This window comes from Mycobacterium sp. (assembly GCF_052144515.1).
Classification (GTDB): Bacteria; Actinomycetota; Actinomycetes; order Mycobacteriales; family Mycobacteriaceae; genus Mycobacterium.
In genome coordinates, this window is the sequence record NZ_JBKQQD010000515.1 from 9,836 (window position 1) to 29,445 (window position 19,610).

Consider the following 19,610-nt stretch of genomic DNA (forward strand, 5'->3'; position numbering starts at 1 on the left):
GCTCAATCGGAAGCGGCGGAGCCCGCTGGCCGGGCAGTTGACCGATGAGTCAATCGCGGGCGCGTTCGGCTATGTGCGAGCTGTGCGCCGCTCGGTGTCGCACGGCAACAGCGCCGAAACGCGCTGCTAAGCCGTTCGGCCGACTCCGCGGCGCGCAATTCGGGACTGTGAATTTGGTACGTTCGCACGGTTTTTGCTACATCGGCGGATGGGAACAGCTACGCTGCTGAATGACTTCAGCATTAGAGTCTGGCTTCGATGTCGGGGGACGGCGGGTTTAGCTGCGATGATGCAGCGTTCCGGCTAGGGGTGAAATCCGTTGGTGTCCCTTGCAGAGCTGGTGGGAAGAAGAGGTGAACGGGCAGTGGATGAGCCACGTGTGACTCCTGTTGCTGTGATTGGTATGGCGTGCCGGTTACCCGGAGGCATCGACTCCCCCGAGTTGCTGTGGGAGGCGTTGCTGCGTGGCGATGATCTGATCACCGTGATTCCGCTGGACCGGTGGGATGCTGACGAGTTTTACGACCCGGAGCCGGGTGTGCCTGGTCGGTCGGTATGTAAGTGGGGCGCGTTTTTGGACAAGCCCGCGGCCTTCGATTGCGAGTTTTTCGGGATCAGCGAGCGTGAGGCGATCAACACGGATCCGCAGCAGCGGTTGTTGCTGGAGACGTCGTGGGAGGCCATGGAGCACGGGGGTCTGACCCGGACCGCATTGGCGGGTTCGCGCACGGGTGTGTTTGTGGGCATGACGCACGGTGACTACACCATGGTGGCTGCTGACGCCAACGCATTGGACGGGCCGTACGGCTTTTTGGGCAACAGCTTCAGCATGGCGTCGGGGCGGGTGGCTTATGCGCTGGGGGTGCATGGTCCGGCGTTGACGGTGGATACCGCATGTTCGTCCGGTCTGGCCGCGGTGCATATGGCGTGCCGCAGTTTGCACGAGGGCGAAAGCGATCTGGCGTTGGCGGGCGGCGTGTCGTTGCAGCTGGAACCGCGTAAGGCCGCTGCTGGGTCGGCGTTGGGAATGTTGTCTCCGACCGGGCATTGTCATGCGTTCGACGTCGCGGCGGATGGGTTCGTGCCGGGCGAGGGTTGTGTGGTGCTGCTGCTCAAACGGTTGCCGGATGCGCAGGCCGATGGCGACCGGATTCTGGCGGTGCTGCGGGGCACGGCGGCCAATCAGGATGGCCGCACGATCAACATCGCGACACCGTCGCAGTCCGCGCAGGCCGCGGCGTATCGGGCGGCGTTGGCTGCCGGGGGTGTTGAGCCCGCGACGGTCGGGATGGTGGAGGCCCACGGCCCCGGTACCCCCATTGGTGACCCGATCGAGTACGCCAGCCTGGCTGAGGTGTATGGCCTGGAGGGCCCGTGCGCGCTGGCGTCGGCGAAGACCAATTTCGGGCACACCCAGTCGACTTCCGGGGTGCTGGGGCTGGCCAAGGCGATCCTGGCGTTGCAACACGGTGTGGTCCCCCGCAACCTGCATTTCACCCGGTTGCCCGACGAGATCGCCCCCATTCAGACCAATCTGTTTGTGCCGCTGGTGACCACACCGTGGCCGACTAGTAACGGTCATGCTGTGCCGCGGCGGGCGGCGGTGTCGTCGTATGGGTTCTCGGGGACCAACGTGCACGCGATTGTGGAGCAGGCTCCCGAAACCGAGGCACAGCCCGACGGGGCGAGTGCCCCGGGTATGGCTGACCCACTGTGGTTTCCGTTGTCATCGACTTCCGCGGATGCACTGCGGCAAACCGCCAAGCGGCTGGCCGACTGGGTGCAACAGCACGCGGACACAATGGCGCTAACGGATCTGGGCTACACGCTGGCACGCCGGCGTGCGCACCGCCCGGTGCGCACGGCCGTCACGGCCTCCACTATGGAGGAGCTGGTCGCGAACCTGCGCGAGCTGGCCGAAGGCGACACTCCGTACCAGAGTGCGGTGGGTCAAGACGACCGGGGTCCGGTATGGGTGTTTTCCGGGCAGGGTTCGCAGTGGGCGGCGATGGGCGCTGAGTTGCTGGCCAACGAACCGGTGTTCGCGGCGACCGTCGCGGAAGCCGAGCCGCTGATCGCGCGGGAATCCGGGTTCTCGGTGACCGAGGCGATGACGGCGCCGGAGACAGTCACCGGCATCGATCGCGTGCAGCCGACCATATTCACCATGCAGGTCGCGCTGGCGGCCACGATGAAGTCCTACGGGGTGATTCCCGGTGCCGTGATTGGCCACTCGATGGGCGAGGCCGCCGCAGCGGTGGTCGCCGGGGCGCTGTCGCTGGAAGACGGGGTGCGGGTGATTTGCCGGCGCTCGAAGCTGATGGCCGCCATCGCTGGCTCTGCGGCGATGGCGTCGGTGGAGCTGCCCGCGCTTAGTGTGCAGTCGGAGTTGACGGCGTTAGGGGTCGACGACGTGGTGGTGGCGGTGGTGAGCTCGCCGCAGTCCACGGTGGTCGCCGGGTCCACCGAGTCGGTCCGCAAGCTGGTGGCCGCGTGGGAGCAGCGCGACGTGATGGCCCGGGAAGTGGCCGTGGATGTGGCCTCGCATTCGCCACAGGTCGACCCAATCCTGGCTGAGTTGACCGAGGTACTGGCCGACTTGTCCCCGCAGAAACCGCAGGTCCCGTACTACTCGGCGACCCTGTTCGACCCGCGCGAGCGCCCGGCCTGCGACGCGCGGTATTGGGCGGACAATTTGCGTCACACGGTGCGGTTCTCCGCGGCGGTGCGCGCGGCGCTGGACGACGGGTATCGCGTCTTCGCCGAGTTGTCACCACACCCACTGTTGACCCACGCTGTCGAGCAGACCGCGGCCAGCATCGGTATGCCGGTCGCAGCATTGGCCGGGATGCGCCGCGAGCAGCTGCTGCCGCTGGGGTTGCGTGGCCTGCTGACCGATGTGTACGCCGCGGGCGCGGCGGTGGACTTCTCGGTGCCCTATCCTCAGGGGCGGCTGGTGGATGCGCCGCTGCCGGCGTGGACACATCGTCACCTGTTCCACAGCGTCGATGACAATCAGGCCAAGGGTGGTTTCAGCGTTGCTGTGCATCCGCTGTTGGGTTCGCATGTGCGGCTGCCCGAGGAGCCCGAGCGCCACGGGTGGCAAGCTGACGTCGGCACCGCGACGCTGCCCTGGTTGGGTGATCACCAGATCCACAATGTGGCCGCCCTTCCGGGGGCTGCCTACTGCGAGATGGCGTTGACCGCGGCCCGCGCCGTGCTGGGTGAGGGGTCCGAAGTCCGCGACGTCCGCTTTGAGGCGATGCTGCTGCTTGACAAGGAGACCCCGGTCTCGGCGGTGGCGACGGTGAACTCGCCGGGAGTGGTCGAGTTCGTCGTGGAGGCGTCGGTCGCCGAAGGTATGGGACACCTTCGGCGGGCCTCGGCGGAGCTGCACGCCAAATCCGACGACGAACCCCCAGCTGGCTACGACATGGCGAGGTTGCTGGCGGCGCACTCGTTGCGGGTGGACGGCGAGGAGATGCGCACTCGGTTCGACCAGCACGGTGTGCAATATGGTCCGGCGTTCACCGGTTTGGGCGGCGCCCACATCGCCGACGGGACGGCCGACGGAACCCCCAGCACAGTGCTGGCCGAAGTCGCGTTGCCCCCTTCGATTCGTTCCCAACTGAATTCCTATGGGATTCACCCCGCCCTGCTGGATGCCTGCTTCCAGGCGATCGCGGCTCATCCCGACGTGCAGGCCGCCGTCAGCGGTGGTCTGATGCTGCCGTTGGGAGTGCGCCGGCTCCGTGCCTACGCTTCGGCACGCAGCGCGCAGTACTGCTGCATCCGGGTGACCAACACCGGAGCGGCCGGCATCGAGGCCGACCTCGATGTGCTCGACGAGCAGGGGACGGTGCTGCTGGCCGTACAGGGGTTGCTGCTGGGCGCGGGGGTTTCCGAGCAGGGAAACCGCAACCGCGTGCTCAACGAGCGGTTGCTGACCATCGAATGGCAACCGCGCAAGCTGCCCGAAACCGACCAGACCGAGACCGGACGATGGCTGCTGATCAGCACCTCGACCGGTGCGGATGCGGCGGCCACCGCGTTGACCGATGCGTTGACGCTGCGCGAAGCGCAATGCGCGACGGTGTTCTGGCCCCAGCACGGCGACCACGGGGCCGCCGCCGGGGCGCTGCAGGCTCAGCTCGGTGCCAGCGGGCCCACCGGCGTGGTGGTGCTGACCGGGCCACAGAACCCCAACCCCAACCAGCAGTGCGCTGTGCGCGGCGGTGACTGCGTCGCCCATGTGGTGCGTATCGCACGCGAACTGACCGAGATCGACGGCGCCTCGCCGCGCCTGTATGTGGTAACCCGCAACGCTCAAACGGTGGTGCCCGAGGACTGCGCCAATCTCGAACAGGGCGGGCTGCGTGGTCTACTGCGGGTGATCGGCACCGAGAACCCGCACCTACGTACCGCCCACATCGACATCGACGAGCAGACCAATGTCGAGCAGCTGGCACGCCAACTGCTTGCCGGACCCGATGAAGACGAGACCGCCTGGCGCAACGATGAGTGGTACACGGCGCGGTTGTGCCCCACTGCGCTGCGTCCCGAGGAACGCCAGACCACCATCGTGGACCGCGCCACCGACGGCATGCGCCTGCAGATCCGTACGCCGGGCGACCTGGAATCGATGGAGTTCGTCGCCTTTGACCGGGTGCCGCCCGGTCCCGGACAGATCGAGGTCGCCGTCACCGCGTCCAGCATCAACTTCGCCGATGTCTTGGTCGCGTTCGGCCGCTACCCCTCCTTCGAGGGGCATCTCCCGCAACCGGGTACCGATTTCGCCGGCGTGGTCACCGCGGTCGGCCCCGATGTCACCGACCACAAAGTCGGCGACCACGTCGGGGGCATGTCCCCCAACGGATGCTGGGGCACTTTCGTCACCTGTGACGCCAACCTGGCTGCCACCCTGCCCCCGGGACTGACCGACGCCCAGGCCGCCGCGGTGACCACCGCGCACGCCACCGCCTGGTACGGGCTCAACGACCTGGCCCGCATCAAAGCCGGTGACAAGGTGTTGATCCACTCCGCGACCGGCGGGGTCGGCCAAGCAGCGATCGCAATCTGCCGCGCCGCCGGAGCCGAGATCTTCGCCACCGCCGGCAGCCCGGAACGCCGAGAACTGTTGCACGAGATGGGCATTGAACATGTCTACGACTCGCGCAGCATTGAGTTCGCCGAGCAGATCCGCCAAGATACCGACGGATACGGCGTCGATATCGTGCTCAACTCGGTGACCGGCGCCGCCCAACTGGCCGGGCTGAAACTGCTGACCCTGGGTGGACGGTTCGTCGAGCTCGGCAAACGCGACATCTATGGCGACACCCGGGTGGGCCTGTTCCCGTTCCGCCAAAACCTCGCCTTCTTCGGCGTCGACGTGGGGTTGCTGTCGGTCAGCCACCCCGGCCAAGTCCGGGAGTTGTTGAACACGGTGTACCGATTGACTGCTGAGGGCACCCTGCCGATGCCGCACGCCACGCACTACCCGCTGGCGGAAGCCGCCACCGCGATCCGGGTAATGAGCGCCGCCGAACACACCGGCAAACTCATCCTCGACATCCCCCGCACCGGCACCAGCAGTGTGGTTCTGCCCCCCGAACAGGTCGAGCCCGTCCGCGCCGACGGCTCCTACCTCATCACCGGCGGCTTGGGCGGACTGGGGCTGTTCCTCGCCGAGAAGATGGCCGTGGCCGGCGCTGGCCGCATCGTGCTCAGCTCCCGCTCCGAGCCGGATCAAAGGGCGCTCGAGACCATCGAGCTGATCAGCGCGATCGGGTCCGACGTCGTGGTCGAATGCGGCGACATCGCCCAACCGGGCACTGCCGACCGGTTGGTGGCCACCGCCACCGCCACCGGGCTTGAGCTGCGCGGTGTGCTGCACGCGGCCGGTGTGGTCGAAGACGCCACCCTAGCCAACATCACCGACGAGCTACTCGCCCGCGACTGGGCCCCCAAGGCCTACGGCGCCTGGCACCTGCACCAGGCCCTGCGTGAGGTTGAAGCCACTGCGCCGCTGGATTGGTTCTGCTCCTTCTCCTCGGGAGCCGCGCTGCTGGGCTCGCCGGGCCAAGGCGCTTACGCCGCAGCCAACAGCTGGCTAGACGCCTTCACCCACTGGCGGCGCGCCCAAGGCCTGCCCGCCACCTCGATCGCGTGGGGAGCCTGGGCCGAGGTGGGCCGTGCCACGGCCGTGGCCGAAAGCAGCGGCGCTGCTATCAGTGCAGAAGAGGGCGCCTACGCCTTCGAGACGCTGCTGCGCTACAACCGCGCCTACACCGGCTACACCCCGATCATCGGAGTACCATGGCTGGCCGCCCTCGCCGAACGGAGCAAGTTCTTTGAAGTGTTCCAATCCGGGCAAAACCGTTCCGGCACAAGCAAGTTCCGCACCGACCTGAACGGGTTGCCAGTAGACGAGTGGCCCGCCAGGCTGCGCCAACTCGTCTCCGAACAGGTCGGCCTGATTTTGCGTCGAACCGTCGATCCCGACCGTCCGCTGCCCGAATACGGCCTAGACTCGCTAGGAGCCCTCGAACTACGGACACGCATAGAAACGGAAACCGGAATACGTCTCAACCCCAAGAACATCACCACCACCGTACGAGGACTAGCCGACCACCTGTACGAACAGCTGGCACCCGAAGACGCCAAAGTTGCATCGTCGTAGACGGCAAGGATTTACCGTCGAAGTGCCGGACCGCATGTGCTGAACTACAGGAGACACCGTGTTATTAGGCCCACTAGAACTAGCAACACTTAACGAATGGGAGCCGAGTCCAGGTTCACTCGTTTCCTGGCACCCATCACCTGCGGCGCGTGCCAAAGCCCACGAGGCACCGGTGAGTCCTGTGCCACCCAGCTACATACAAGAGCGGCATCTTCGTAGCTTTTCCCAGCAGGCCGCCCGGGGGCTCGATCATTCACGGCTGCTCGTCGCCTCTTGCGAGGTGTTCGGCCGGTGCGATATCCGCGCTATGACGTATGTCATTAATGCACATCTTCGTCGGCACGATACATACCGCAGTTGGTTTGAGTACCAGGATGCCGACCACATCGTTCGGCACACCATTGCCGACCCGGCCGATATCGAATTTGTCCCGACCGAGGACGGCGAGAAGGGCCCCGCGGAGGTGCGGGACCACATTTTGGCTACACCGGATTCACTGCAGTGGGATTGCTTCAGCTTCGGGATTATTCAGCGTCCAGACCGCTTCACCTTCTATGCGAGCATTGATCATCTCCATGTGGACGGTCAGTTCGTTGGGGTGGGACTCATGGAGTTCCAGACGATGTACGCTGCCCTGATAATGGGTGAACCGCCCGTCGCGATGTCGCAGGCCGGCAGTTATGACGATTACTGCGTCCGGCAACGGGAGTACACATCCGCGTTGACCGTGGACTCCCCGGAGGTACGCCGGTGGATCGAATTTGCCGAAGCCAATGACGGAACTTTCCCGGAATTCCCACTGCCACTTGGTGATCGGTCGGTGCCCTATGGCGGCGACCTATTGAGTGTGACGCTGCTGGACGAGAAACAGACGGAGCGATTCGAATCCGCCTGTGTCGCAGCGGGTTCCCGCTTCATCGGTGGGATGTTCGCCTGCGTTGCCCTCGCGCTATACGAATTGACCGGCGCCGAAGTATATGCGGGAACTACACCAAAAGATACCCGCAGCAATCAGGCTGAACTTACGACACAAGGTTGGTTCACTGGGCTGATACCGGTAACTTTTCCTGTCGTAGCAGCGTCTTTCGATGATACTGCTCGAGCGGCACAGACTTCGTTTGATGCGGGGACGGATCTGGCGCAAGTGCCTTTTGAGCGCGTAGTGGAGTTGATGCCTTCGCTGAGCAGGCCTCGACCGCTGTTTTCCCAGATCAATTTCTTCGACGCACAAGCTGGTCCTTTCGCGATGCTCACCAAAATGTTCGACGGCCTGAATATGGGTGCATACAGCGATGGCAGGGTTACTTACCCACTGAGTATGATTGTGGGTCGGTTCGATGAGACCACAGTGAGCGTCTTGTTTCCGAACAATTCGGTCGCTCGTGAATCCATTACCCAATATCTAGCGGCACTCAAATCCGTATGCGTTCGCGTTGCCGATGGCTGGAGGCCATCGCGTGTGCGTAACGCCGCTGAGCTTTCTAAACAGCCGGCGTATTGACGACCGAAGTGCAGAGGGTGTTAGGCGGCGATTTCGCTGATATGCGTAGGTTCCAGGCGGTAACGAGTGTCACGGCAGACGAAGACGACTAGCCCCGCCGCCGGCGGGGGCATTTTTGCGCGGCTGGGTGGCTTTATCGTGCGCTGGCCGTGGGTTGTGATCGGCATTTGGGCGGTGGTCGCGGGTGTGCTTTCACTGACCATGCCGTCCCTGGAGGAGATCTCCCAGAGGCATCAGGTGGCTATCCTGCCGTCCAATGCCCCCGTGTTGGTCTCGACCGAGCGCATGAACGCGGCGTTTCACGAATCCGACGTGGACAGCATCGTGGTGGTGGTGCTGAGTGACGACAAGGGGCTGAGCCCCGCCGACGAAGGTACTTACAAAAAACTGGTTGACACGCTGCACCAGGACACGCGAGACGTCGTCATGATCCAGGACTTCCTCACGGCACCGCCCCTGCGCGAGCTTATGACCAGCAAGGATCAAAAGGCCTGGATCCTGCCGATCGGCCTCCCCGGCGACTTGGGCTCGCCCCAGTCCAAGCAGGCGTACACGCGGGTCGACGATCTCATCAAACGCACCGTCGCGGGATCCACGCTGACTGTCAATGTGACCGGACCCGCGTCGACCGTCGCCGACCTCAACCTCACCGGGCAGCATGACCGGACTCGGATCGAGTTTGCGATCACGATCTTCTTGTTCGTCATTTTGCTGATCATCTACCGGAATCTGGTCACCATGGTCTTGCCGTTGATAACAATCGGCATGTCCGTGTTGGTCGCGCAGCGTGTTGTGGCAATACTCGGATTAGCGGGCCTGGGCATTGCAAACCAGACCATCATTTTTATGAGCGGGATGATAGTCGGCGCGGGGACAGATTACGCCGTATTTCTCATCAGCCGTTATCACGACTACTTGCGCCAAGGTATCGATTCGGATCAAGCGGTTACCAGGGCGTTGACATCCATCGGCAAAGTGATCGCCGCGTCTGCAGCCACCGTGGCGATCACTTTTCTCGGGATGATCTTCAGCCAATTGGGAATTCTCAAAACCGTCGGCCCGGTGTTGGGAACTTCGGTCGCCGTAGCATTCCTGGCCGCGGTGACCCTGCTACCCGCCCTGCTGGTGCTTGCGGGGCGCCGCGGTTGGATCGCGCCGCAACGCGATCTCACCCGTCGCTTCTGGCGGCGTTCGGGAGTGCACATTGTGCGCCGTCCCAAGACCCATCTGGTGGCCAGTGCGCTGGTCCTGGCCATTCTGGCCAGCTGCGCAGGGTTGGCCCACTTCAACTACGACGACCGCAAGATCTTGCCGGCTTCTGTCGAGAGCTCGGTCGGATATGCCGCACTGGACCGGCATTTCTCCACTAACTTGATCATTCCTGAGTACCTATTCATCGAGTCACCGCACGATTTGCGCACGCCGCAGGCCCTTGCCGACCTGGAGCAGATGGCACAGCGGGTAAGCCAGGTGCGGGGTGTCGAGGTGGTCAGGGGCATCACCCGACCCAGTGGACAGTCGTTGGAGCAGGCCAGGGCTTCGTGGCAGGCAGGTGAAGTCGGCGGCAAGTTAGACGAGGGCTCCAAGCAGATCGCAGGCCGCAGCGGTGATCTCGACAAACTGGCGGGCGGAGCCAACCTCATGGCGGGCAAGCTCGGCGAAGTGCGGACCCAAGTCAACCAGGCCGTAGCTGGTGCCGGCGGTCTTATCGATGCTCTCGGGTATCTGCAGAACGTACTCGGCGGGAATACGACACTTGGGCAACTCCAAGGCGCGGCACAATTGGTCAGCAGCATGCGTGGACTCGGCGACGCCATTGCCGCGAACGCCAACTTTGTCGCCAACAACTCAGACTGGGCCAACCCAGTGCTAAATGCACTTGATAACAGCCCGATGTGCAATACCGATCCCGCCTGTAACAATGCGCGCATCGAACTGCAGCGAATGGTCACCGCCCGCGACGACGGAACGCTGGGGAAGATAGCTCAGCTGGCTCGACAGCTGCAGGCGACGCAAGCCGTGCAGACCCTGGCATCAACCGTGACCGGATTGAGCAAGGCACTCAGCACCGTCATGAGCTCCATGGGCTCAATGGGGATGGGCAACGCCGGCAGCATGCATTCCAAAATCAGCTACCTGCAAAACGGGGCCAATATGCTCGCCGACGGGAGCAAACAACTGGCCGACGGTGTGCAACTGCTGGTCGACCAGGTCAAAAAGATGGGCCTGGGGCTCGGCGAGGCGTCGGCTTTCCTGCTGTCCATGAAGGACACCGCAACAACGCCGGCAATGGCGGGGTTCTATATTCCCCCGCAACTGCTGTCGTATGCCACCGGCGAGGCGGCCGGCCCCGGGGCGCTCCCAGCCGAGGCGGAGGACCTTTTGGGTGGGATGAATGTTGACGACCTCAAGAAATTTGCCTCGGCGTTCGTTTCGCCCGACGGGCATGCGATGCGGTATTTGATACAAATAAGCCTCAATCCGTTCACCACCGCTGCCATGGATCAGGTCAGTGCGATCACAGCTGCCGCTCGGGGGGCTCAACCGAATACCACGCTGGCCGATGCCAAGGTATCGGTGGTGGGGTTACCGGTTGTGCTTAAGGAAACGAGTGACTACTCCGATCATGACCTCCGACTCATCATCATCATGACCATTTTCATTGTGCTGCTGATTTTGATGGTATTGCTGCGTGCGGTCATTGCACCGCTATACCTGATTGGTTCGGTGATCGTTTCGTATATGTCGGCGATCGGAATCGGCGTCATCCTTTTTCAATTCTTACTTGGCCAAGAAATGCATTGGAGCGTTCCCGGATTAACCTTCGTCATATTGGTCGCAGTGGGTGCGGATTACAATATGCTGCTCATTTCCCGGCTTCGTGACGAATCCACGCTGGGCGTGCGTTCCGGGGTCATCCGCACGGTGGGCTCAACCGGCGGTGTGATCACTGCGGCGGGGCTGATCATGGCGGCCTCGATGTACGGTCTGTTATTCGGCAGCCTCGGCAGTGTCGTTCAGGCCGCCTTCGTCCTGGGGACCGGGCTTCTGTTGGATACGTTCCTGGTGCGCACCGTTACGGTGCCTGCGATCGCCGTACTGGTCGGAAAGGCGAACTGGTGGTGGCCGTCAGGCTGGTGGCCGTTACGACGGGACCGCGGTCGCGCTGACCGTCGCAGGCCTAGAAAACGCCTGTTGCCGGACCAAGACAAGACACCCGCGTTTGCAGACGAAGACCTGGTCGGCTTCTCGTTGTACGACGGGCTCAGACTTTAGCTCTACCGGAGTGTCGCCGGAGCCATCGCCGCCTGACTTGAGGTTATTTCTTGCCGTTGGGTAAGCAAATTGCTGACTTTTGTCACGATACCTTTGACACCCTTACCCGCGTTGGCGGCGGAGGCGACGTGTCCGCCCGCGTTGGCCACGTTGGCGACGTTGAAGGCGGTGGTGGTGGCGGTGATGCCGGCATTAGTGCTTTCAATGGGGATGGTGATTGCAGGGGCGATGCCTTGGACTTGGCGAACGCCCCGGCCGAGATCACCCGCGTTCGGAAGGGGCACCCGTGGCGGACCGTAAGCCCTATCCACCATGGGCTTCAGCACCGCGTTAAGTGGCCCAGCCGCCTCGGGAGGCAGGCCGGCCATGTCCACGAGTGCCCGTACCAGCGGTAGCTCATCGCTCCGGATGAGGTACGTGGTCGTGGTGGCACCCTTGTCATTGATTGTCGTGGTGATGTCCCCGGGCGCAACGCGGGCTGGGTCCGAGAACGCCGTGGCGCTGTGGCCGTAATATCCGGCTCCCGTAACCGCATTGAGGTCAGCGAGCAGATTCCCCATGCGCCCAGGGGGGTTAGAGAAAATGTCGTACTGGCCCACGACGTTGACCGTGTTGTACTGGCTATCCATCGGATGCGGAACGGTGTAGTCGATGACCGGGACGTGCGTGCCGGGCCTGAAAACGTGTGTAAGAAGGTTGTTGGGGTCACCAGCTTTGACGAAGGTGATCTGGCCCGGCGGAGGTGCGTGCGGGTCATTCGCCAGCCGTGCCTGTTCGGCGTCGAGCGCCAGGGTCCCCTGTGACAGTCCGGCTGCGTAGATGGGGCCGTTGGTGCTACGGATCGCGGCGTCGAGGTTGTTCGTCCCCGTGTTCACAGACTGACCGACAGTCGGCGAATTCACGCCTGTGACGGGCCAGAAACTCCCCGGATACGGAATGACGCGGCGGGTAGCCCCGGGGGGGATGTAGTTCTCGCCGATGTCAGGCTGCATCGCCGGATTGAAGTGATAAAGCGACCGTAACGCTGCATAGGGAGACGCCCCGGTGCCGGGGACTATCAACGCGGTGTCGGCTGTCGCGAGACCGTCACCGAAAGCCGTTGCCCACGTTAGCATTCCTGCTGCGACTGCCCCTCCGAGCAGTTTGTTCACGAATCCCCCAAAATATAGGCCGGCCGACAGGCGCGGTGATCTTGATCTGAGGCGGTGCGCGCGAAGACTATCCTTCAGCAAGTATGCCAGTAGCGACGACGGAACGCTCCGCACGATATCTGAGCTGGCTCGATTAGGCTTAAGCCGCTCTTGCTTGACAAAGACATGGCACCAGCGTTTGCAGACGACGACCTTATCGGCTTCTCGTTGTACGACGGGCTCACTTTAGCTTCTAGGATCGCCGCCACGCGGTCCGTCACGATGTCGGCGTCCATCGCAATCCGCTGATCGATGTGCAGAGGTCGTCGCCGGCTGACTTGAGGTTATTTCTTGCCGTTGAGGAGCAGAGCGCCGACCTTTGGTAACGCACCCTTTGAACCTTTGGCCGCATTGGCGCCGGAGACGGCTTTTGTGGCCGCGCCCGCCACGCGGGCGACGTTGGCGACGCCGGCGCCGGAGACAGCGTTTGTGGCCGCGCCCGCCACGCGGGCGACGTCGGTGACCGCGTTGACGCCGGAAGCGGCGTTGGTGACCAAGCTGACGCCGTTTGAGGCCAGGTTGGCGGCTGTGAGGGTTGTAGTGGCCCCGGTGATGCCGGCGTTGGTGCTTTCGATGGGGATCGTGATCGCGGGGATGATGTGAGGGAGCTGCCCGACGGTGGTGGCGGCATTTTCCAGATCGTTAAGGTTCATCCCGGCAAACGGAGACGGATTGTTGCGGTTATACGCCGAGTCCACGATGGGTCGCATAACCGGGTCCAGGCTATCGGCATTTGGCACGCCCAATTGGCGGAGCGTCGTTGTGAGCGGTAGCTCCTGCTCCGGGACGCGGTACGTCGTCACGGTGGCACCCCTGCTGTTGGTCATCGCGGCGATGTTCTGGGGCGGCACGCTAGCCGGGTCCGAGAATGCCACCATGCTGTGTTGAAGGCCCATCCCCGAATTGAGGACAGCAAGGAGATTCGACCAGTGGTCAGGCGGGTCGCCAACAAAATCGTATTGGGCCACGACGTTAACCGTGTTGTACTGGCTCTCCACCGGAGGCGGCACGGTGTAGTCGAAGTAGGGGAGGTGGGTGCCGGGCCGGAACAGCCGCCTGAGCACAATGGCGGGGTCACTGACCTTGATGAACGTGATCTGATCCGGTGGCGGCGCGGTCGGATCGTGCTCCAGCCTCAGCTGCTCTTCAGTGATCACCTCCGCTCCCTGTGACAGCCCGACCACGGTCATCGGGCCATTGTTGGCGCGGATCGCTGCGTCGAGATTGTTCGCCCCCGTAGCCACAGACTTACCCACCGACACCGAACTAGCACTGCTCGTCGGATTGGCCTCCGGATAGGTAATGATCTTCGGGGTGACGCCGGGACCGCCGGGATTGTTGGTGGCGCCGGGATTGTCGTAATACTCGCCGGCGATGTTGGGCACCCACTGCGGTTGGAAGTGGTAAAAGCGTTTCGCTGGTCCCTGGGGGGGTGCGGTGCCGGGAACTACCAGCACGTCATCGGCTGCCGCGACACCGTCGCCGAAAGCCGTTGCCCAAGTTAATATTCCTGCCGCGACGGCCCGTACGACCAGTTTGTTCACGAATCCCCCAAAAATAGGCCGGCCGACAAGCGCTGTGATCTCAATCTGACCCGGCGCGCCGCGAAGACCATCCTTCAGCGGTATGCCAGTAGATGTAGATATAGGAAGCATGGTACAGCCCTGGGAGGCAGAACGGAGCGAAAGGGCCTAGACGTTTCACCCGGATTGAGCGGTTAACAGGCGCCCCATCAGCATCACTGGGCGGGCGACGTATCGGGGCCTCATCGTTGTTGCAGCCCTACCGCCGACTCAGAGGCTACTGAACCCGAGCACGAGCAAGAAGCAACCCCCCACCGCCAGCAAGACGGCGAACTCCCGGTAGCTGCGAGTCCGGAGCCACTCCTGCAGCGCTGCCATGAACGCACGCGTCTTTTGCGGCGCCGCCAGGTAGCTTACGAGCGGGATCTCCACCAGTGTGAACGCCACGACGTTGAACAGGAGAAGAGCTTGCGCCTGCGCCGGGGGTCCAGCGCCGGAGGCAAGAATGGCAGCCATCGCGCCCAAGTAGTTGGCGGATGGCAACGCGACGGCCAGTCCGCTCACCCATGCGACATGCAGTGAGTCGCCCTGCAGAAATTCTTGGGCGCGTGCAGACAACCTCTTCAGGCCACCCGGCGGGGTCGACTCCAGCAGGTCCACGCCGCCATCGCCTCCGACCGCGGCGCTCGCCGGAACCCGGCGGATCAGCTTGCGGGTCAACACGTTTGTCGCCAATACAACGGCCACAAGCAGCGCGAGCAGCCCGGCCACGATCTGAGCCTGGGCCACGGTGAAGTTTCCGGCCAACGGAGTGGTCCGAAGGATGAAAAGTATGACCAAGCCCACACCGATGCCCATCGTGAAACCGCCACACAAAAACGTGAACAGTTGCAGCATGGGGCGCCGCCTGTTCAGCATGAGCACGCCTAGACTGAGCCGTATCGGCTCGAAGATCACCGCGAGCGCCATCACTAGCACGGTGATCCACATGTTGGGGAACCGTACCCCACTTGCGACGGCTTCGCGCCGGAACGTTGCGCTCATACGGGATACAAAGCGGACACTCAGGATTCGTAACACGACCGTCAAGTTTCAGCCGCTACGCTGAGAAGTCACATTGATCTAGGCGGGACGCTCGGACGAACGGTTCGGCGGACCTTCCTTGCAGGGGGACGGCTCAGGCCAGGGGATGAGGTTGACGCGGGTGGCGGTGGTTGCTGGGAGCCTCGTGGGAGGCAGCGAAATATGCCTGTACGCTTTAAATCGTCATTACCCGATGCTTTGACCGATATGTTGCTAGGGTTTGTCAACAGACGACTACCTGCTGGCAACCATCGGTGCGGGGACTCGACACGCTGGTGTGTTACCGGTCGGCGCCAGCAGGGGTCGAACAGAAACATCGGCTCGGCGGGCCGTTGAACTCGAACTGTCCGCAACCAAATGGGTGGGGACGCAGGAGGGAGGCAAAGTGTTTGCAATGTCAACACTTCACGACTGGGTGCCGGACCCGGGCTCGGTCACCTGTTGGCACGCATCACCCGCAGCGAGTCTCAAAGCCCGGCATGCGCCGGTAAGTGCTGTGCCGCCCAGCTATCAGCAAACCCAACACCTTCGTCGCTATTGCGACCACGCGGCGCGAGGTCTCGAAATGACCCGCATGATGATTTTCACCTGGGAGGTCGCCGGTCGGTGCGACGTTCGTGCCATGAGTTATGCGATCAACGCGCATCTTCGCCGGCACGACACGTACCGCAGTTGGTTCGAGTACAAGGATGCGGAACACATCGTTCGGCGCACCATCGCCGACCCGGCCGATATCGAATTCGTCCCGATCGAGCATGACGATATGACGACAGCGGAGTTGCGAAACCACATATCGGCGCCGCATCCGTTGCAGTGGGGTTGCTTCTTGTTCGGGATTATTCAGAGCGCCGACCACTTCACGTTCTATGCAAGCATCGGTCATCTCTGCGTGGACCTGATGATTGTGGGTGTGCTATTTACGGAGATCCATACGATGTACACCACCTTGGTGCGAGGCGGCGTGCCCGCCCCGCTGCCGGAGGTGGGCAGGTATGAGGATTACTGTGCCCGGCAGCGCCGGGAAACATCGGCTCTGACGTTGAACTCCCCGACCGTCCGCGCGTGGATCGAGTTCGCCGAACACAGCGGGGGAACCCTTCCGCACTTTCCCTTGCCACTCGGTGATTTATCGGTGCCCTGTGCCGGCGACCTGCTCGACGTGACGCTCATGGACGAGCAGCAGACACGGCGGTTCGACGACGCGTGCGCCACGGCGGGCGCTCGCTTCAGCGGGGGCGTGTTCGCCTGCGCCGCCCTCACAGAGCACGAGTTGACCGGCGATGAAACGATTTCCCTACTCACCACTACCGATACCCGCAGCACGCCAACAGAACTCGCGACGACCGGCTGGTTCACCGGCTTGGTTCCGATTACCGTTCCCGTCACGGCGACGTCGTTCGGCAACACCGCCCGGGCCGCGCAGACTTCCTTCGATTCGGGTACCGACCTGGCAAGCGTGCCGTTCGACCGCGTGTTGGAGTTGGCGCCCCCGGAGCTGATGCTGCGGAGGCCTCGACCAGGAAATTTCGTGATGTCCTTCCTTGATGCGAGCATTGCTCCACTTTCTGCTGTCGCCAGTTCTGAATTGGATTTCCGGATCTACGACGAAGGCCGGGTTTCGCATCAGGTGTCGATGTGGGTGGGCCGGTTTCGGCGGGAGACCAAGGTGATGGTGCTGTTCCCGAACAATCCCGTCGCCCGCGAATCCGTTATCCGCTACCTGGAGGCCATGAAATCCGTATTTGTCCGTGTCGCCGACGGCCGGCGCAGGGCAGCCTTCGCGCCCTCTCTGAAGTGGGCATAGCTCGGCTGTGCGCCGCTAGCTCCGCTGCCTGAGCAGCACCTCCAGCAGTGAAGTGAAATCGTCCGGGCGCGCCGGTGTAAACGCGGGGCTCGGCCAGATTCCCGGCACGTCCAGGGTGATCAGCGTCGACTTCAGGGGCCGATGCACGTCGAGCGGCAACCAACGGCGCATATCCGAGCTGCCCCAGAGGCGGAACCGTTGCACTAGCAGGCCCAGCTTCTCGGTGTGGTATCCGCGGATCGTTCCCAGCGCAATGACCTTCGATGTGCCCGATGGAAAGTGGTAGCGGCGCAACGTGATTGCCGCGCGGTCCAGCTGGACGAGGCCGTCGTCGTAGGTTTGGCCGGGTGTCTCGATCATGCGCGGGCACTCCGCAGCTCATGCCCCCGTGTCGTCAGACAGCGGCCATTGTCCAGGCGCCACTGCCACCCATGCAGGTTGCAGGTCAGCGTATCGCCTTCCACCACGCCGAATTTCGACAAGTCTGCTTTGAGATGGGGGCAGCGCCGCTGAATCTCCCAGCCGTCCAGCGTGATCGATGCCGAATCATCGTGGGTCTCGGCGAACCAGCCGTCGGCGTACGCGATCCGCTCGTCGGTCAGACACTTGAAGAACGTGTACAGGTATTCGTTGTAGCCGCCGACCCGCCATGCCCGAAACCGGGTGGACAGGAAGATGGTGTTGACCCAGTCCGGTTCCTGGTCGCGCAGCACGGTGCGCACCAATTCCGGCGCTATCTCGAAGCCGTAGCGGACCTTTTCTTCTGGAATACGTTCGCGGACAGCACGTTTCGGAAAGTCCAGAATCACGGTTTCCGGCCCGATTACCAGTTCGACCGGGTAGCCGATGCCGTCGCAGATTTCGTCGCTTTGCAGCATGATCGGCTCGAACAGCGCGCGCAGCTGCTCCAGCAACGGCTCGCCGGTGGCAGGTGCCCAGCTCGCCCGCTCGGCGGCGAGAACCGGAGCCATCCGGTCGGCATACGCACTGATGTACGCCGCCTTGCCGGTGGTGAAGATGGCCTCGACCCCGTCGATGGGCAGCGGATGATTCAGCGAATTCAGCGTTGTGCCAGTGAAGTCCGCGGTTGATCCGGGAATCATCAGCAGGCCCCCGAACCGGTAACCATCGTGCCCGTGCCTGCGCATCTGGTGCAGGAACACCATCTGGTCGGGGAAAATGTTGGCTGGGTCCCCTCGGTCGTCGTTGAGGTGGCGCAGTTCGGCATCCAGAAAGCACGGCGGCCCCGCCGAAGGCACTACCCAGGTCGCCCCCACTTGCGCGATGTACTGACGAGCGCGGTCCATCCCCCGCTGCCGCTTCTGGACAGCGAACGCCTCCTTGGCGCGCGCCGGCATGTCGTAGACCATCGGATACCAGATCGCACCGGAATACTGCAGCAGATGCACATCGATGTGGCCGAACTCGGAGGCCAGCACGTCCAGATCGACCGGCCGGGCATCGTTCATGTTGAAAACCGTTGTGGCACCGTCCGAAACCACCAAGGCCGAATCGCCGATCGGGCCGTCCGCGGGTGCCCGCAGCGCGATGACCATGACGTCCAGGTCGCCTTTGGGTCCGGTCAGCCTGTGCTTCACCGAGTCGGTGGTCTCGAAAAACCGGTGAAACCCTAACTTCTGCAGCTCGTTTCGCAGGTCGGGCACCGGAAAGTCCGGCAACAGCACCACCGCGTCCTTGTTGACATGCGCGCGCAGGTGCTTGGCATCGAAGTGATCCTTGTGCAGATGCGAGACGTACAGGTAATCGCAGTCGCCCAGGACATCCCAGTCCAGCGTGCTGTTGTCCGGGAAGGGGAACCAGGACGCGAAATAGGCCGGGTTGACCCAAGGGTCGCACAGGATGCTGCCCGCATGCGTTTCAATCAGGAAGCCAGCGTGGCCGACACTCGTGACCTGCACAAATACCTTTCTGGCACCTTTCCGGGCCGTTTGGGGATCGCTTTGAGCTTAGCGTGAGGCGTCATCTGAGGCCTGAACGGAGGTCTCATCTGGGTTGTTGTCTGAGGCCTGCCACAGCCGCCGGTAGTAGTCGATGCGCACCGGGTCGGGCTCGACCACCCGGCCGGGATAGTTCCAGCCCAACGACAGCGTCGCCACCGCAAGGTCGGCCCAGCGGTCGGCGACACCGAGGCTGCCGAAGTCGACATGTCCGCGACAAGTTGCGACAAGGGCGCCGTCGTGGATCACGGTATTGGGCACACAGGCGTCTCCGTGACAGACCACCAGCTGATCGACCGGCGGCGGCTCGCCCAGGCGTGCCCGGTATGCCGGTGTCAGTGTGCTCAGACGGCTGGCCGCCGACCAGTCGAACGGGCATGACGGGACCGACAATCGGTCGTGCAACATGCGTAAGCCCGCACCGATCGCTTGCACCGCCACCTCCGGTGCCGCCAACCACCGCGGGTGCACCGCAGACAAGCCAGGCAGCCCGGCGGTGCGCAGCCACGCCCAGTCCCCGTCCGGGTTCCGCTCCGGGCTTCGGTCTACGCCACAGCCCAGTACCGGTGGCACGGGCACATAGCGCGCCGCCCAGC

At 63.3% G+C, this 19,610-nt stretch carries 10 protein-coding genes; 4 read left to right on the forward strand and 6 right to left on the reverse strand.

Translation table 11 applies throughout. The features are described from left to right. Positions 1-403 precede the first annotated feature (403 nt). The 3 genes from pks2 (at position 404) to ACLP9N_RS34780 (ending at position 11,456) form a co-directional block, all read left to right on the forward strand. The gene (gene pks2 / locus ACLP9N_RS34770) at positions 404-6,679 is read left to right on the forward strand and encodes a sulfolipid-1 biosynthesis phthioceranic/hydroxyphthioceranic acid synthase (protein ID WP_442411654.1); all 6,276 of its coding nucleotides are present in this window, start codon (positions 404-406) and stop codon (positions 6,677-6,679) included. A gap of 58 nt (positions 6,680-6,737) precedes the next feature. Further along, the gene (locus tag ACLP9N_RS34775; protein ID WP_442411647.1) at positions 6,738-8,180 is read left to right on the forward strand and encodes a condensation domain-containing protein; all 1,443 of its coding nucleotides are present in this window, start codon (positions 6,738-6,740) and stop codon (positions 8,178-8,180) included. Positions 8,181-8,336: 156 nt separating this feature from the next. Further along, on the forward strand, positions 8,337-11,456 hold the full coding sequence (locus ACLP9N_RS34780) for an MMPL/RND family transporter (RefSeq protein WP_442411655.1): 3,120 nt from the start codon (positions 8,337-8,339) through the stop codon (positions 11,454-11,456). A gap of 2 nt (positions 11,457-11,458) precedes the next feature. Here ACLP9N_RS34780 and ACLP9N_RS34785 read toward each other — a convergent pair whose 3' ends face one another. From ACLP9N_RS34785 to ACLP9N_RS34795, 3 genes are all read right to left on the reverse strand, one after another. Then, a complete protein-coding gene (locus ACLP9N_RS34785; protein ID WP_442411656.1) occupies positions 11,459-12,685 on the reverse strand; it encodes a PE-PPE domain-containing protein in 1,227 nt (408 codons plus the stop codon). A 245-nt stretch (positions 12,686-12,930) separates the two neighbouring features. After that, the gene (locus ACLP9N_RS34790) at positions 12,931-14,190 is read right to left on the reverse strand and encodes a PE-PPE domain-containing protein (protein WP_442411648.1); all 1,260 of its coding nucleotides are present in this window, start codon (positions 14,188-14,190) and stop codon (positions 12,931-12,933) included. Positions 14,191-14,439: 249 nt separating this feature from the next. Next, a complete protein-coding gene (locus ACLP9N_RS34795; protein WP_442411657.1) occupies positions 14,440-15,159 on the reverse strand; it encodes a GAP family protein in 720 nt (239 codons plus the stop codon). 478 nt (positions 15,160-15,637) lie between these two features. On the opposite strand from ACLP9N_RS34795, the gene ACLP9N_RS34800 reads away from it, so the two are divergent. Next, positions 15,638-17,056, forward strand: coding sequence for a condensation domain-containing protein (locus tag ACLP9N_RS34800; RefSeq protein WP_442411649.1), 1,419 nt, complete (start codon positions 15,638-15,640; stop codon positions 17,054-17,056). Positions 17,057-17,071: 15 nt separating this feature from the next. Here ACLP9N_RS34800 and ACLP9N_RS34805 read toward each other — a convergent pair whose 3' ends face one another. The 3 genes from ACLP9N_RS34805 to ACLP9N_RS34815 all read right to left on the reverse strand — a co-directional run. After that, the gene (locus tag ACLP9N_RS34805) at positions 17,072-17,416 is read right to left on the reverse strand and encodes a hypothetical protein (RefSeq protein ID WP_442411650.1); all 345 of its coding nucleotides are present in this window, start codon (positions 17,414-17,416) and stop codon (positions 17,072-17,074) included. Next, the gene (locus ACLP9N_RS34810) at positions 17,413-18,975 is read right to left on the reverse strand and encodes a Rieske 2Fe-2S domain-containing protein (RefSeq protein WP_442411651.1); all 1,563 of its coding nucleotides are present in this window, start codon (positions 18,973-18,975) and stop codon (positions 17,413-17,415) included. The genes ACLP9N_RS34805 and ACLP9N_RS34810 overlap by 4 nt, the downstream gene beginning before the upstream one ends. A 48-nt stretch (positions 18,976-19,023) precedes the next feature. After that, positions 19,024-19,610, reverse strand: a 587-nt coding sequence (locus ACLP9N_RS34815) for a phosphotransferase (RefSeq protein WP_442411652.1), incomplete at its 5' end; no start/stop codon positions are given.